The sequence below is a fragment of the Chlorogloeopsis sp. ULAP01 genome (genome assembly GCF_030381805.1).
In the GTDB taxonomy this organism is placed as follows: domain Bacteria; phylum Cyanobacteriota; class Cyanobacteriia; order Cyanobacteriales; family Nostocaceae; genus Chlorogloeopsis.
The window spans coordinates 412,029-426,462 of sequence record NZ_JAUDRH010000004.1 but is presented as its reverse complement, the minus strand read 5'-3'; the positions used below and the strand labels follow the sequence as shown (position 1 = coordinate 426,462).

13 protein-coding genes are annotated in these 14,434 nt (G+C 41.4%); 5 read left to right on the top strand and 8 right to left on the bottom strand.

The window, feature by feature from the left end:
* Positions 1–48: 48 nt before the first annotated feature.
* From QUB80_RS10415 to QUB80_RS10390, 6 genes are all read right to left on the bottom strand, one after another.
* Positions 49–1,161, bottom strand: a complete 1,113-nt coding sequence (locus QUB80_RS10415; protein WP_289789419.1) for a Gfo/Idh/MocA family protein — start codon at positions 1,159–1,161, stop codon at positions 49–51.
* 54 nt (positions 1,162–1,215) lie between these two features.
* Complete coding sequence (locus QUB80_RS10410) at positions 1,216–1,860, bottom strand: acetoacetate decarboxylase family protein (protein WP_289789418.1); 645 nt, start codon at positions 1,858–1,860, stop codon at positions 1,216–1,218.
* Positions 1,861–2,151: 291 nt separating this feature from the next.
* Positions 2,152–4,062, bottom strand: a complete 1,911-nt coding sequence (dnaK, locus tag QUB80_RS10405) for a molecular chaperone DnaK (protein WP_289789417.1) — start codon at positions 4,060–4,062, stop codon at positions 2,152–2,154.
* 606 nt (positions 4,063–4,668) lie between these two features.
* Positions 4,669–6,741 (bottom strand): prolyl oligopeptidase family serine peptidase, encoded by a 2,073-nt coding sequence (locus tag QUB80_RS10400; RefSeq protein WP_289789416.1) that lies wholly within the window; start codon positions 6,739–6,741, stop codon positions 4,669–4,671.
* Positions 6,742–7,006: 265 nt separating this feature from the next.
* Positions 7,007–8,287 (bottom strand): sensor histidine kinase, encoded by a 1,281-nt coding sequence (locus QUB80_RS10395; protein ID WP_289789415.1) that lies wholly within the window; start codon positions 8,285–8,287, stop codon positions 7,007–7,009.
* A gap of 57 nt (positions 8,288–8,344) precedes the next feature.
* A complete protein-coding gene (locus tag QUB80_RS10390) occupies positions 8,345–10,246 on the bottom strand; it encodes an ATP-binding protein (protein WP_289789490.1) in 1,902 nt (633 codons plus the stop codon).
* A 92-nt stretch (positions 10,247–10,338) separates the two neighbouring features.
* Between QUB80_RS10390 and QUB80_RS10385 the strand changes: the two genes are divergently transcribed.
* The 5 genes from QUB80_RS10385 to QUB80_RS10365 all read left to right on the top strand — a co-directional run bounded on the left by QUB80_RS10385 (position 10,339) and on the right by QUB80_RS10365 (position 12,860).
* A complete protein-coding gene (locus tag QUB80_RS10385; protein ID WP_289789414.1) occupies positions 10,339–10,896 on the top strand; it encodes a restriction endonuclease subunit S in 558 nt (185 codons plus the stop codon).
* Positions 10,897–10,913: 17 nt separating this feature from the next.
* On the top strand, positions 10,914–11,156 hold the full coding sequence (locus tag QUB80_RS10380; protein ID WP_276747404.1) for a type II toxin-antitoxin system RelN family antitoxin: 243 nt from the start codon (positions 10,914–10,916) through the stop codon (positions 11,154–11,156).
* Positions 11,149–11,535: a type II toxin-antitoxin system RelE family toxin gene (locus QUB80_RS10375; RefSeq protein ID WP_289789413.1), complete on the top strand. Its 387-nt coding sequence runs from the start codon at positions 11,149–11,151 to the stop codon at positions 11,533–11,535. The genes QUB80_RS10380 and QUB80_RS10375 overlap by 8 nt, the downstream gene beginning before the upstream one ends.
* 100 nt (positions 11,536–11,635) lie before the next feature.
* Positions 11,636–12,217 (top strand): Uma2 family endonuclease, encoded by a 582-nt coding sequence (locus QUB80_RS10370; RefSeq protein ID WP_289789412.1) that lies wholly within the window; start codon positions 11,636–11,638, stop codon positions 12,215–12,217.
* A 61-nt stretch (positions 12,218–12,278) separates the two neighbouring features.
* The gene (locus tag QUB80_RS10365; RefSeq protein ID WP_289789411.1) at positions 12,279–12,860 is read left to right on the top strand and encodes a Uma2 family endonuclease; all 582 of its coding nucleotides are present in this window, start codon (positions 12,279–12,281) and stop codon (positions 12,858–12,860) included.
* Positions 12,861–13,091: 231 nt separating this feature from the next.
* Here QUB80_RS10365 and QUB80_RS10360 read toward each other — a convergent pair whose 3' ends face one another.
* A complete protein-coding gene (locus QUB80_RS10360) occupies positions 13,092–13,742 on the bottom strand; it encodes a hypothetical protein (RefSeq protein WP_289789410.1) in 651 nt (216 codons plus the stop codon).
* Complete coding sequence (locus QUB80_RS10355) at positions 13,718–14,422, bottom strand: GIY-YIG nuclease family protein (protein ID WP_289789409.1); 705 nt, start codon at positions 14,420–14,422, stop codon at positions 13,718–13,720. Before QUB80_RS10355 ends, QUB80_RS10360 begins: the two co-directional genes overlap by 25 nt.
* Between the last annotated feature and the right edge of the window lie 12 nt (positions 14,423–14,434).

The window sequence follows — 14,434 nt, the reverse complement described above, 5'->3', positions numbered from 1 at the left end:
GTTGAATATGAATCACTCAAAAAGTGAAATGATATAACAACTGTAAGATTAACTTCTCAAAAATGCTTCTAAATCTGGTACATTTACCCAGTTTGATGTTTCATTCGATTCATGAGATAAATCCATCAAAAGCTGGGAATAAACTCCTTCTTGCAGTGATGGTGTTATTTGCTCACACTTTGTGATTCCCTGCACCCATTGGTCTACTACTCTAATAAAAGCAGAAATGCGACCATCGGCATAATTTTTGGGAAATAACAACCTGTTGGGAATTTCTATTTCCGTTAAAGGTTTACCGGGTTGGGATGCCCAAACACGGAAGCCATGTATATAATCTTTTTGATTTTCGCTGCCTAATACTAAAGTACCGCGATCGCCATATACCTCTAACCAATGAGTTCGTGGTGCATATACTACCGCACTGATGGAAACTTGGCAGGGTGTACCATCAGCTAATTCCAGCATCAACATGCAGGTGTCATCTGTATCAACTGGCTTGAATTCACCTGTGCTGGGATCGCTGCGCTGAGGAATAGCAGTATTAAAATGGGCGTTTAATCTGCGGATCGGGCCAAATAGCCAATTAATATAGTCAAAGGTGTGGGAACCTAAAGATCCCAATGCACCCCCTCCTTTTTCTTTTTGAGAATACCAGTTCCAAGCTCTTACGGCATCGGCGCGAGAAGAACCCAACCAATCAATTCTAATTAGACGTTTATTGCCGACATATCCTTGTGATAACAGTTCAGCAAACAATTGCCATCCCGGCACAAACCGAAATTCAAAATCTACAGTAGCAACAACACCTTTTTGTTTTGCTAACAAGTAAAGTTCTTTGGCTTCAGTTGCATTAAGAGTTACTGGTTTTTCTATTAACACGTGTTTCCCAGCTTGCAGAACTTCCTTTGCCATTTCATAATGCAAAAATGGTGGAGTAGCAATGCTGACTGCTTGCACTTCGCTTAAGGAAACAATATCTGCAATTGTGTTGCAGGCGTGGGGAATATTGTGGGATTGGGCGATCGCTTTGGCTTGATCCAAATCTCGATGATAAACAGCAACTACCTGGGTGCGAGGATGTGCCTGGAATCCAGGAATATGGACTTTTTGACCAAATCCTGTGCCGACAACTGCAACACCAATTACATCCTGATTAACCATAGATTTGATTGTTCTGCGTAGACTAGTCTATAACAATCTACACCTTTATTTCCACTAACTATATGCAACTGCTGTTTGTCCTAAGACTTCGGGCGATCGCACTCTCAAACTCATGCGATCGCACTGCACGCTCAAAAAAGGTTGAGCAAAACCAAGACTTGAAAACGGACTTTCTACTGGAACTTCTAACTTAGAACTAATCAACCCTAAATTTGATTCTAGTTCAGCAATAAAAGTCAAAAGTTCAGAATTTTTAGTACTAAAACTAGATCCACCTAGCCACTGTCGCCACGCAAATAATGGCTGATCATATTTCAAATTACACAGTATTTGATTGTTTTGACGAACAATAACACTGTTATCTTTTTCCCAAGTAAACTGGGCTAATTCCTTCGGTAGTCCCCAAATTTCTCGACCGCCAGCCACAGAATCAGGATTATCTACATAAATATGGGAAACCCAACCACCTACTGTACCTCGATAACCCACAAATGCGGGTACAACAATTAACTCACTGTACTCCAGTTCAGACTCGGAACCATAATAGGACAAATATACACCACCTACCGTTTTACCAGACCATACAGAAATTATTTCTAATTCGGAGGGGATGAGGTGACGCACTCGGTCAATATTTAATAGATGTAAGGAAATGAGTGCATAACCTTGTAGTATCCAAGGTGCTGGAGGATAAAACATTAGGAATTACTAGTAGTTGATTATTGTGAAAGGCGCAAAGCCTTGCGCCCGGAAAGGATTTGTTAGCAGTTAGTAGTTTTTCTAGCTACTAAATACTGTAAAGGCGGATTTAAAAGATAAATTATCGGTTACAACCGAAACATCATCAACAAAACCCACCTTTACTATCCACTATCACTAACCAGTAACCACTTTAAAACCTAAACTCAAAAAAAATGCCCACCCTAAGATATACCTTTAGGATGAAACATTTATAAGTAAAGGCACAGCAATTGCCGTACCTCTACTGTTTTATTTGCTTTCAGTAAAATCAGCGTCAATTACATCATCACCGCTACCACCAGGTGTGGAAGTACCATCATCGGCAGCACCAGTACCAGCACCAGGAGCAGCACCACCAGCTTGTTGATATATATTACTACCAACCGCGAATAGTGCCTGTTGCAATTCTGGCATCAACTTTTTGATTTGCTCGTCGTCTTCTTTGGTGATGGCTTCGCGCAGATCTTTCACCAAACCTTCGACTTTGCTCTTGTCGGCTGCATTGACTTTATCACCTAAGTCCTGTAACTGTTTCTCGGCTTGATATGCCAAAGAGTCAGCTTGGTTCTTACGATCAATTTTCTCCCGACGATCTTTGTCATTAGAAGCGTTTTTCTCGGCTTCGTTAACCATCCGCTCGACTTCGGACTTATCGAGGGTAGAAGCACCAGTAATGCTAATAGACTGTTCCTTACCAGTACCTTTATCTTTGGCGGTAACGTTCAAAATACCGTTGGCATCGATATCGAATACAACTTCGATTTGGGGTACGCCACGGGGTGCAGGAGGAATACCATCAAGGCGGAAGGTTCCAAGGCTCTTGTTGTCAGAAGCCATTTCCCGTTCACCTTGGAGAACGTGAATTTCAACGTTAGTTTGCCCATCCACGGCAGTAGAGAATACTTCCGATTTCTTGGTAGGAATAGTGGTGTTACGAGGAATAATCTTAGTCATAACGCCACCCAAGGTTTCTACACCCAATGACAGTGGTGTTACATCTAACAACAAGATACCCGTGACATCACCAGCAAGCACACCAGCTTGAATAGCAGCACCAACTGCTACAACTTCATCAGGGTTGACGCTTTGGTTAGGATCTTTACCAATGACCCGCTTTACTAACTCTTGTACTGCGGGAATGCGGGTAGAACCACCGACTAAAACAACCTCATCAATATCGTTTTTGCTTAACTTAGCGTCGCGAAGTGAGTTTTCTACAGGAATGCGGCAGCGATCAATCAAGTCAGAGCAGAGTTCTTCAAATTTGGCACGAGTCAGTGTAGTATCCAGGTGCTTGGGGCCATCCTGAGTAGCAGTAATAAATGGTAGGTTAATCTCTGCTTGGGTGACGCTAGAAAGTTCAATTTTAGCTTTTTCTGCGGCTTCAGTCAGACGTTGTAAAGCTTGTCTGTCTTTACGTAGATCGATACCTTCTTGTCTTCTGAATTCTTCTGCTAAAAAGTCAACGATTTTCTTATCGAAATCGTCACCACCAAGGTGAGTATCACCAGAAGTAGATAGTACTTCAAACACGCCGTCCCCTACTTCGAGGATAGACACGTCAAATGTACCACCACCAAGGTCAAATACGAGAATAGTTTCGTTACTCTTTTTGTCTAACCCGTATGCCAAAGAAGCTGCGGTAGGTTCGTTGATAATCCGCAACACTTCAACACCAGCAATTTTACCAGCGTCTTTGGTAGCTTGACGCTGAGAGTCATTAAAGTATGCCGGAACAGTAATTACCGCTTGAGTTACCTGTTCGCCCAAATATTTGCTAGCATCTTCTACCAGCTTGCGGAGAACTTGTGCTGAAATTTCTTCGGGAGCAAACTGTTTGCCAGCAACGGGGCAATCTAATTTAACATTACCACTGCCATCCCGCAACACTTTGTATGAAACTTCTGTTGCTTCGTGGGTGATTTCATCAAATTTTCGGCCAATGAAGCGTTTGACAGAATAAAAGGTGTTTTCCGGGTTCATCACCGCTTGCCGCTTTGCGATTTGCCCAACTAAGCGATCGCCATTTTTAGCAAACGCCACCACAGAAGGCGTTGTCCTAAAACCTTCTGCGTTAGCAATAACCGTGGGCTTACCACCTTCCATTACTGCTACGCAGGAGTTTGTTGTACCTAAGTCTATTCCAACTACTTTTGCCATTGTCAGCGCTGGCTCCGTATAACTACAAATGAATGAGAGTATAAAGGCTGGTTTTTGAACTAACTGGATTTAGAAAGCAGCCAGTCCAGCATCAATACCTTTGGTTTTACTAAGGTCAAAACCCAATACTATGCTGATATATATACTGAGCCTGTGTAGCCAGTCCATGAAGGGTGGTTTTCCGAACCTTAGAAAGGACGGTTATGCTTCATGTTTCCAGTCGGCTCATATAAATTGATTTGCTTTCACTGTGTCTAATGTATGAGAATTAATACTGTCAGGGTTGGGGGTGAACCGTAACGCTTTGGTGGTGTTTGCCGTCTTATTAGGCATTAGAAAGCCACAAAGAGCGTAATTCTGCAAAATCAAGCATTAACTCCTTTCACACTATGACAATGTCCATCGAGTCAAAATGAAAAGTTGCTTGACTCAAACTTCCCAGTAGGCGATCGCCAATCTTCCTGTCCTGCATTAACTCTCACAACTGGGGAAACTCTGCGTACCTCAGCGCTTCCTTTGCGTTACTCTGCGTTAAGACGAAAAATAAAAATGCTAGTCTAATACCAAAATTAGCATTAGACTGCAAATGCCGAGAACGTGCATGTTCTAAATATCAACTTGCATATTCAAAGTACGCACCAAAAAAGCCCACTTATCTGCTACTTCTTCAATCATCTTAGTTGTAGGTTTGCCAGCTCCATGTCCCGCCTTCGTCTCAATTCTAATTAACACTGGCGCATCACCAGCATGAACGGTTTGCAGAGCAGCAGCAAACTTGAAACTATGAGCTGGAACAACGCGATCGTCGTGATCGGCAGTGGTAATTAAAGTCGCTGGGTAAGCAGTACTAGGCTTGAGGTTGTGCAATGGCGAGTAAGCATAAAGTACTTTAAATTCCTCCGGGTTTTCCGGCGAACCATACTCACAAACCCAAGCCCAACCAATAGTAAATTTGGGGAAGCGCAACATATCCATCACACCGACTGCTGGCAACGCCGCAGCAAATAAATCAGGGCGCTGAGTCATGCAAGCACCGACTAATAATCCGCCATTGCTTCCACCCCCAACCGCCAATTTTATAGTTTTAGTGTAGTCATTGGCAATCAACCACTCAGCAGCAGCAATAAAATCATCAAACACATTCTGCTTTTTCAGTTTCATCCCTGCTTGATGCCATTCTTCCCCATACTCACCTCCACCACGAAGACTGGGAACGGCATAAACACCACCCATTTCCATCCATACCAAATTACTAACAGAAAAACTTGGAGTAAGAGAAGCATTGAAACCACCATAACCATAAAGATAGGTGGGATTATTGCCATCTAATTTAATACCCTTTTTATGGGTGATAAACATCGGCACTTGTGTACCATCTTTACTTTGATAAAAAATTTGCTTTGTTTCGTAATCAGCAGGGTTAAAATCTACATTTGGTTGACGGAAAATTTCACTTTTGCCGCTCACCATGTCATAGCGATAAATAGTTGCTGGCGTCGTAAAGCTGGTAAAACTATAAAAAGTTTCGGTGTCGTAGCGCTTGCCACCAAAGCCACCTGCCGAGCCAATACCAGGTAATTCTACCTCACGTACAAATTCACCACTAAGATTAAAAATTTTGATTTGGCTGTGAGCATCTTTAAGATAATCAGCAACAAATTGGTTATTGATAATGCCAACGCTTTCTAAAGTTTCTGTTACTTGCGGAATAATTTCTTGCCAATTTTCTAAAGTAGGTTTTTGAGTATCAATGGCAATCATTCGTCCGCGTGGAGCATCTAAATCAGTGCGAAAATAAAAAACATTTCCATCATTATCAATAAAACTATAATTTGCTTCAAACTTGTTAATCAGTTCTATTACTTCTGAATTTGGATTAGTTAAATCCTTGTAGAAAACCAAATTTTTGGGATCTGTTCCCAACCAAACGGAAATAATTAAATAGCGTCCATCTTCTGTAACGCTACCATCAAAACCCCATTCTTTCTCGTCAGGACAATGGTAAATTAAAGTATCTTCAGATTGAGATGTACCCAAACGATGATAGTAAAGCTTTTGATAGTAGTTAACATCTGCTAATTTAGATTTTTCATTCGGCTCATCGTAGCGGCTATAGAAAAAGCCTTTATTGTCATTTGTCCACGATGCACCAGAGAATTTAATCCACTGTAGATGGTCTTCTAAGTCTTGGCAAGTTTCGATATCGCGTACTTTCCACTCTTGCCAGTCAGAACCAGCAGTAGATAAACCATAAGCTAAAAGTTTACCATTTTCGCTAATTGCTAATCCCGAAAGAGCGACAGTGCCATCTTCAGAAAGAGTATTGGGATCGAGTAGAATTGTTGGTTCTTCGTCGAGAGATTTGAGGGTGTAAAGTACGCTTTGATTTTGTAGTCCGTCATTTTTAAAGTAAAAGTAGCGCTCTCCTTCTTTAAAAGGAACACTGTATTTTTCATAGTCCCACAGCTTGGTAAGGCGTTGTTTAATTTTTTCCTTAGCAGGAATTTCTTCAAGATAGCCAAAAGTAACTTTGTTTTGTGCCTCCACCCAAGCTTTAGTTTCTTCTGAGTCTGGATCTTCTAACCACCGATAAGGATCTACCACCGCAGTGCCGTGGTAATTGTCTACTTGATTGCTTTTGCGGGTAGATGGGTAGATGAGAGGTTTTGCAGCTGGCATAGTCTGGAATGGAAATCTTCTTTGTACATGGTACTTAGAAGATGAAGACTTGGAGCGATCGCTCATACCATTTTAGATTTCGGATTTTGGAAACTGGAATTGGAAATCGCCTTGGTGTATCCGAGTTAGGTGAATTCACCTGCCCTTAATTATTTTTTAAATTGGTATCAGTGGAAATAATGTAATATTAGGAGTTGGCAACCAGCAAAATACTAAAATTGTTGTCAAAAAAAATACTAAATATAGTCGCGAACCGAAAAGCAATTTAATCATCAATTACGTTCATGATTGGAACTTTGATTGTAAACTCGGCTCCTCTCCCTGGCTGAGAGTTTACTTCCAATGTCCCATTGTGTTTTTCCACAACAATCTGATGAGCGATTGATAAGCCAAGCCCGGTTCCTTTACCAACAGGCTTTGTGGTAAACAAAGGCTCAAATAATCTTTGTTTGATTGATTCTGGCATACCTAAGCCATTGTCAGCAATCCGAATTATAACCCAGCCATCAGCATCTATCTCTGTTGCAATCTGAATCTGAGCAACCCAATTGCTCAATTTGTCAAGTTTTATGGCGTCGTCAAGGGCATCAATTGCATTTGCCAAAATATTCATAAACACTTGATTCATCTGCCCTGGATAGCAGTTTACCTCTGGCAATGTGCCATAACTTTTGATGACTTCGATACAGGGGCGATCGCCGCTAGCTTTGAGACGATGTTGCAAAATCATTAACGTACTATCAAGTCCTTTGTGCAAATCCGCAAGTATTTTGACATCTTGATCCGAACGCGAGAAGGTACGCAGTGATATAGACAGATTCTCTATTTGCTCTGTGCCTAGCTTGAGTGAGTACAAAATTTTTGCCATATCTTCGAGAGCAAATTCTAGCTCCAAGTCTTTAATAGCAGTAGTAATTTTAGCTGTCGGATTTGGATACTCTTGTTGATACAATTGCAGAATTTCAATTACTGCTGCAATGTATTCTTCTAAGGGCGGGATATTATTGGCTATAAAGTTGATGGGGTTGTTGATTTCGTGGGCAACTCCGGCGATTAACTCTCCCAGTGTTGATAGTTTTTCTTGTTGCACCATTTGAACCTGTGCTTTTTGCAAGGCAGTGGTGCGATCGCTTACTTGCCGCTCCAATGACTCAGTAAGTCGTTTCAGTTGCAAATGTACGCGCACTCTGGCAAGAACTTCCTCCTGTGCAAACGGTTTAGGAATATAATCGACTGCACCAAGGGAAAATCCTTGAGTTTTGCTGTCTGTATCCGCCAAGGCTGTAGTGAAAATCACTGGAATATTTTGGGTAACAGGATTAGCTTTGAGGCGACGGCAAGTTTCAAATCCGTCAATTCCTGGCATTTGAACATCCAGTAAGATTAACTCTGGTGGATTGCGTTGGGCTTGAGCGATCGCACTTTCTCCATCAACTGCAATTCGGTACCGAAAACCAGCATTGCTTAGAGCTTCGGAAAGAACGGATAAGTTTGTGGGGTTGTCATCCACAAGTAAAATAAATCCAGTGTCTAAGTCCGTTGTCATAATCTATCTGCTCCTGGTTGAGGGTTTAAGCGTCAAAAAAATGGGATGAAGTTTGAATTAATTGATGTATTGCTTAATGAAGGTTTCCAGGCGCTTGACTTGGAAATTGCTAGCAAGCTGCACAACTTGCTGGGCAAATAAAGTCAGCTTGTCATCGGATGCAGATAGTTGCGGAGCCATTTCTTGAATTTTTTGAATATCGCCATCCTGCACTAGATTGAGTAACTGCTGTAAAATCTCCTTGGCAGGAGCAATTATCTCTGCTGGATGATTTGAACTGGCAAAATTTGCTTTTGTCTTTGTCTCTACCTTATTTTCATATACCCATTCCAATTGCAAATATTTTCGCAGCAGTTCCAGCAGCGTTTCAGTTTCTATAGGCTTTGGTAGAAACGCATTTGCACCAGCATCAATACTTTTATATTGATCAGTTTCAAACACACTGGCAGAAGAGGCAATCACAACAATTTTCTCAAATTGGGGAGACTGATGCAGACGATTGATTAACTCAAATCCATCCATTACAGGCATCATCAAGTCTGTGATAATTAAGTCTGGCTTGTGGGCGATCGCCTGTTGTAATGCTTCCTCACCTTGACTAGCTTCCACTACGACAAATCCAATTGGCTCTAACAAATTGACAAGCACCGAGCGGTTTTCCCATTTGTCGTCCACTACTAGAATTGTTCGCTTTTCCCCTCGATAGCCTACAACTGTTCCCTGTTGCATTACTCTAGAAGTCTTAGCCCAGTCTTTGGCTTCCTGCAAATCCACCTCAAAGTAAAAAGTGCTGCCTTTGCCAAACTCACTTTCCACCTCAATTTGACTGCCCATTAAACAGACAATCTTTTGGCTAATTGCTAATCCCAAGCCTGTGCCTTCAGCCTGTCGTTTCCGATCTCCTACCTGTTCAAAGGGCTGAAAAATTTTGTTGAGTTGCTCGGCACTCATGCCCACTCCAGTATCAGTCACTTCAAAGCGAATTTTGTAGTTTGTAGTTTGTTGCTTTTCTTGAGCAATAATTGATGACTGTTGACTTATGACCTTAACTTTGAAAGTGACACTGCCCTGCTCGGTAAATTTAATTGCATTACCAAGTAGATTGATCAGAACTTGACGCAAGCGTTTTTCGTCAGCACGAATGCCCACAGGCAAATCTGATTCCAATTCAATCTGAAGCGCGATGCTTTTCTGTTCTGCCCGGATACGGCAAATTTCCGTCACACTATCTAGAAAGGCAGGAAAGTAGAAATCAACAGGATTTAGCTCCAATTTTCGAGCTTCAATTTTGGAGAGATCTAGGACATCATTAATGAGAGTCAATAGATGAGAACCGCACTGCTGAATGATTTCTACCCCTTTGCGCCCTTTATTAGTCAAAGGTTCCGTACGTTGAAGGATCTGCGTATAACCCAGAATGCCATTGAGGGGTGTGCGTAGCTCGTGACTCATATTGGCGAGGAATTCACTCTTGGCTTGGCTGGAGTTTGTCGCAACTTCCTCTGCTTGGCGTAGCTCTTGCTCAATTCGCTTACGTTGAACAATTTCACTAGCGAGCGATCGGTTGACAGCTTCTAACTGAGCAGGGCTGGGTAGCATTAGAGCTTGTGGGATGAGATTAATTAACGCAAACGTCGTATATATTGAAATAATCGCAGTAAAAGCCTTAAGAATACCTGCAATCCAGTAATTTGGATGCCACAGCGTCCAAATTTCCATTAAGTGGCCAGTACCACAGGCAATAATAAAAGCACCAAACAACAGAAATACTCCATTAAAAGGAACATCTTTGCGTTTGGAAATAAAGTAGATAAGTAAGAAGGGAATTGAATAATAAGCAAGAGCGATCGTAGCATCAGCTAGAATGTGGAGCCAAACGAGTCCTGTTTTCCAGAGATAACAATGCCCGTGGGGTATGAAACCATTTGAGTGTAAGGAATAACTTAATAATTTCAACATCATGGTGGGGAGCGCTGGATATCTAAGGGATACCTACAACTCCAGTATTCCCAAATAAGTGGGTAGTAAAACGCACTATAAATACTTAATGTGTGTTAGATGTGCCGGAGCGATCACCTCCGTGGTATGAAGAAAGCGGAGAAGGCTTTGCTAATAGTGAAGTAGTAGCAATAGAAGAAGCCCCAAGTCGAGCGCAGTGGATTGTCAAAACTAACGATGTAATTACGTCAACCGTTCGCCCCATTCGCAGACTTTTAGCCCTGATTGAAACAGAGCAAAATAATTACATTTGTTCATCTGGTTTTGCTGTTTTAAAACCAACCAAAATTGAGCCAGAAGTTTTACTGGTTTATTTGCGATCGCCCATTGTCTGCGAAATCCTTGATCTTCATACAACTGCCAGTATGTATCCGGCAATTTCCACTGAAGACTTGTTAAATATTCCGATCACGTTGCCAAAAGAATCTACTCGCCAGAAAATTACAGAAAAGGTCAGGGCATCTCGCAAAGCGCGGGAGCAATCCAAACAACTGCTAGAAATTGCTAAAACAGGAGTAGAACAGGCGATAGAAACTGATGAAGCCGCAGCAACAACTTGGATAAACCAGCAACTTGAAGCATTAGGCATCACCCTAACTACTACCACTTAAACCATCTGGGAGTAATCATGAAAGCACTGAAAGTCATGGCAACGATTAATGAGGAGGGACAACTAACTTTAGATCATCCGCTTTTAACTGATAAAAATAGCCGAGTAGAAGTCATTGTGCTAATTCCTGAAGAAGAAGAAGTTCTGGATGATCAATCTCAAACAGAAGTCTTAGCAGATTTCCGGCAAGCTTGGTATGAAGCCATGACTGGGCAAACAATCCCGGTGGCTCAACTTTGGGAAGATCTTGAAGATGGTTGATCAGCCTTTTATTCAAGTTGAAGCCTCGCCAACTTTTAAACGAAATCTACGCGCTCTTGCTAAGAAATATCGCAGTATTAGGAATGACATACAACCTGTTATCGCACAACTTGAGCAGGGAGAGTTACCAGGAGATCAAGTACCTGGAATTGGTTATACAGTCTTCAAGTTGAGAGTCCGAAATAGCGACACTCAAAAAGGTAAAAGTGGTGGCTATCGTTTAATTTACTATGTCAAAACAGCAACAGGAATCATTTTACTAACCATTTACACAAAATCTGAACAAGTCGATATTGCCGCAGATGACATTCAGAGCATCATTACAGACTATGAGCAACGGACGCTTACCGATCAAGATGATATCAAAGACAATAGCTAGAAATTGCTAAAACAGGAGTAGAACAGGCGATTGAGACTGATGAAGCGACAGCCACAACTTGGATAAACCAGCAACTTGAAGCCTTGGAGGTAAACCTGTCATGATTGCTCAACCTGAGACAAAACACTACACCGTTGAAGAGTACCTGGAACTCGAAGTCGCCTCCGACATCCGCAACGAATACCGCGATGGAGAAATTGTTCCTATGACGGGTGGAACCCCAGACCATAATGATATTGCCAGCAACCTTGTGGCTATCCTGAAAGTAGCTTTGCGGGGAAAGCCCTACCGTGTATTTATCCTGGATCAGCGACTCTGGATTCCCGGTGCAAATCTCTATACTTACCCCGATGTGATGGTTCTGCCCAAACCCTTAGAACTTCAAACTGGACGCAAAGATACTTTGGTTAATCCCTGCTTTATCGCTGAAGTGTTGTCTAAGTCCACCCAAAACTGCGATCGCGGTGAGAAATTTGTTGCCTATCGTACAATTCCCACCTTCCAAGAATATCTGCTGATCGATCAATATCGCATACACGTTGAGCATCATATCAAAACAGCGCCTCATCAGTGGCTATTTTCAGAATACGACGACCCAAATATCACCCTTTGTTTGAGTACCTTTAAGGTGCAAATCCAAATTGCAGAACTTTACGAAAATATCGATTTTTCAAGCATTTGAGTGAAATTGCTAAAACAGGATGGATGAACCAGCAACTTGAAGCCTTGGGGGTAAGACTGACATGATTATGCAGGCTGAAGCAAAGAAAATCTATACACCCGAAGAGTATCTCGATTTTGAGGTAAATTCAGATATTCGGCATGAGTATATTAATGGAGAAATCATCCCTATGACTGGCGGCACTCCCGAACATAATGAAATTGCCAGTATTCTCAATGCCGCCTTAAGAGTCAGTTTGAAAGGGAAACCATACAGTATTTTTGTAGCAGATCAACGGCTTTGGATTCCTGCACGCACGCTTTACACCTACCCGGATGTCATGGCTGTCCCCCGCCCACTCGAACGACAACAGGGACGAGCTGATACGATTACTAACCCGGTGATGATCGCCGAAGTGCTTTCAAAATCAACCAAAAGCTACGATAGGGATGAAAAATTTTCAGCGTATCGTACCATTCCAACGTTTCAAGAATATTTATTAATCGATCAATATACTGCTCATGTTGAACAATACTCTAAAACAGACTCCCGCAAATGGATCTTTACTGAATATGACGATCCAGAATCGTATATTTCCCTCTCATCGATTCCCTTTGAAATTCGTTTAGCAGATATCTATGAAAGTATTGAATTTGAGCCATAGTGGAAATTGCTAAAACATAGGTAAAACGGGCAATTTCTACTCTTTGTGTCCTACCCTTACGGGTAGACACGTAGACGGACGTAGTCCGGCTTCAAGGTAGAGTAGTGGCTTCTGTAGACGGGCTTTGCCCGGCTTCCCGTAGGGTAAGTAGCCGCTCCGCGTCTAATGCGTCCTTTGTGGTTCGTAGCCAAAATAATTTTCATGAATTAAATAGGTTTGCTATATATTTGTTTAGCTATTTTTAGTTTGTAGTAGTGAGAATAATAAATTAGAATTTAGCCAAGCAAAGAGTTTTAGAGATACATTGTCATTTGGCTTTGATTTGTATTCACCGTTTTGAATTTCTTCGAGAATCTTATAATCTCCTGGTTTGGCATCATTCTTGATCAAGTCCTCAAACATAGTCAGTGGAAGCAATACGCTTTCAACTTCTACGTCATCTTCTTCAAAAACAATAGTTTCAAATCTAAACCTATAACCAGACCATCTGATAGTAGGTAGTCCATCTACTCTGTTCTTTAAGTTCTCTATTATACGGTTATAGTGTGGATCGGGGTTTTTTTGTCTGTGCATTATCCACCAGTAAACATTGTGCCTGACAAAATATTTACCATTTGTATTAGTACATACTTCTACTTCTACGCCGTCTACATACAAGAACTGGCGAGTCATGATTCTCACTTCACCTTCAGGCATTGGCTCTAATTCCTCCCAAGGCTCTACTTCAACGACATTTTTATTCTTCTCTTTGCCATGCTGATATTTATCAACAAGCTTGACAGGAATAGGATCATCTTCTAAGGCATCTAAACCTAAAATATTGTTTTTAAACTCTGGTGTATTTTCTAAAAGCATTTCTAGCTGCTTGCGACCAAAAGCCATAAACCTACACCAGCGACAGTTCTATGAGTCGAATTATCCATAAAATTAACTAAGCCTTGAAATGGACTTAAGTCTATTCTTATACCGTTGTAATTAGTTTCCCAGTATCCGAATTTACCTAAATGCTTAGGATCTGTGTGGTACTCTTTCCACTTCAAAGCGCTAGCTTTTTTGTTGATATTTCTCAGCAAACTACGTATGCTGCCCGTTAAACTACATCTACCATATACAGGATACATTAAGTATATTGTCGGTGGTTCTTCGTCAGCTATTGGGTCAAAGCCAAATATCATAGTATTCAACTTGGCTAGTTGCTGAAGGCTCTGCTGTAGTGCTGTCTCAGAGGGAGTTATTCTTTTAATTGGCGATACAACTTTTGCCCAGTTCAACGGCGGCTTGTGTAACTTGATGAACTCATTTTCGAGATTTGAAAGAGTTTTTATATCGTTACTACAAGTCATCCAACTAATTCTGATACAGTCTTTCCGATTTAACCTTTTTAGTTGATTAAATCTATGGTGTTCTCTCCATCGTTCAACCAAGTTAACTGTTCTGCCGATATAAAGAACTTGACCTTTACTGTCAGATACAAAGTATATAGCTGCACAACTAGGAAGATTATTTTTTTCTAATAAAGAAACTGATGGCAGGTCAGACAGTTTAATGTCTTTTATTAACATCGCATCTTTACT

Excerpts from the sequence above, each read along its gene's own strand:
- QUB80_RS10415 (WP_289789419.1), bottom strand. The coding sequence starts at position 1,161 with ATGGTTAATCAGGATGTAATTGGTGTTGCAGTTGTCGGCACAGGATTT.
- QUB80_RS10410 (WP_289789418.1), bottom strand. The coding sequence starts at position 1,860 with ATGTTTTATCCTCCAGCACCTTGGATACTACAAGGTTATGCACTCATT.
- dnaK (WP_289789417.1), bottom strand. The coding sequence starts at position 4,062 with ATGGCAAAAGTAGTTGGAATAGACTTAGGTACAACAAACTCCTGCGTA.
- QUB80_RS10400 (WP_289789416.1), bottom strand. The coding sequence starts at position 6,741 with ATGCCAGCTGCAAAACCTCTCATCTACCCATCTACCCGCAAAAGCAAT.
- QUB80_RS10395 (WP_289789415.1), bottom strand. The coding sequence starts at position 8,287 with ATGACAACGGACTTAGACACTGGATTTATTTTACTTGTGGATGACAAC.
- QUB80_RS10390 (WP_289789490.1), bottom strand. The coding sequence starts at position 10,246 with ATGTTGAAATTATTAAGTTATTCCTTACACTCAAATGGTTTCATACCC.
- QUB80_RS10380 (WP_276747404.1), top strand. The coding sequence starts at position 10,914 with ATGAAAGCACTGAAAGTCATGGCAACGATTAATGAGGAGGGACAACTA.
- QUB80_RS10375 (WP_289789413.1), top strand. The coding sequence starts at position 11,149 with ATGGTTGATCAGCCTTTTATTCAAGTTGAAGCCTCGCCAACTTTTAAA.
- QUB80_RS10370 (WP_289789412.1), top strand. The coding sequence starts at position 11,636 with ATGATTGCTCAACCTGAGACAAAACACTACACCGTTGAAGAGTACCTG.
- QUB80_RS10365 (WP_289789411.1), top strand. The coding sequence starts at position 12,279 with ATGATTATGCAGGCTGAAGCAAAGAAAATCTATACACCCGAAGAGTAT.
- QUB80_RS10360 (WP_289789410.1), bottom strand. The coding sequence starts at position 13,742 with ATGGCTTTTGGTCGCAAGCAGCTAGAAATGCTTTTAGAAAATACACCA.
- QUB80_RS10355 (WP_289789409.1), bottom strand. The coding sequence starts at position 14,422 with ATGTTAATAAAAGACATTAAACTGTCTGACCTGCCATCAGTTTCTTTA.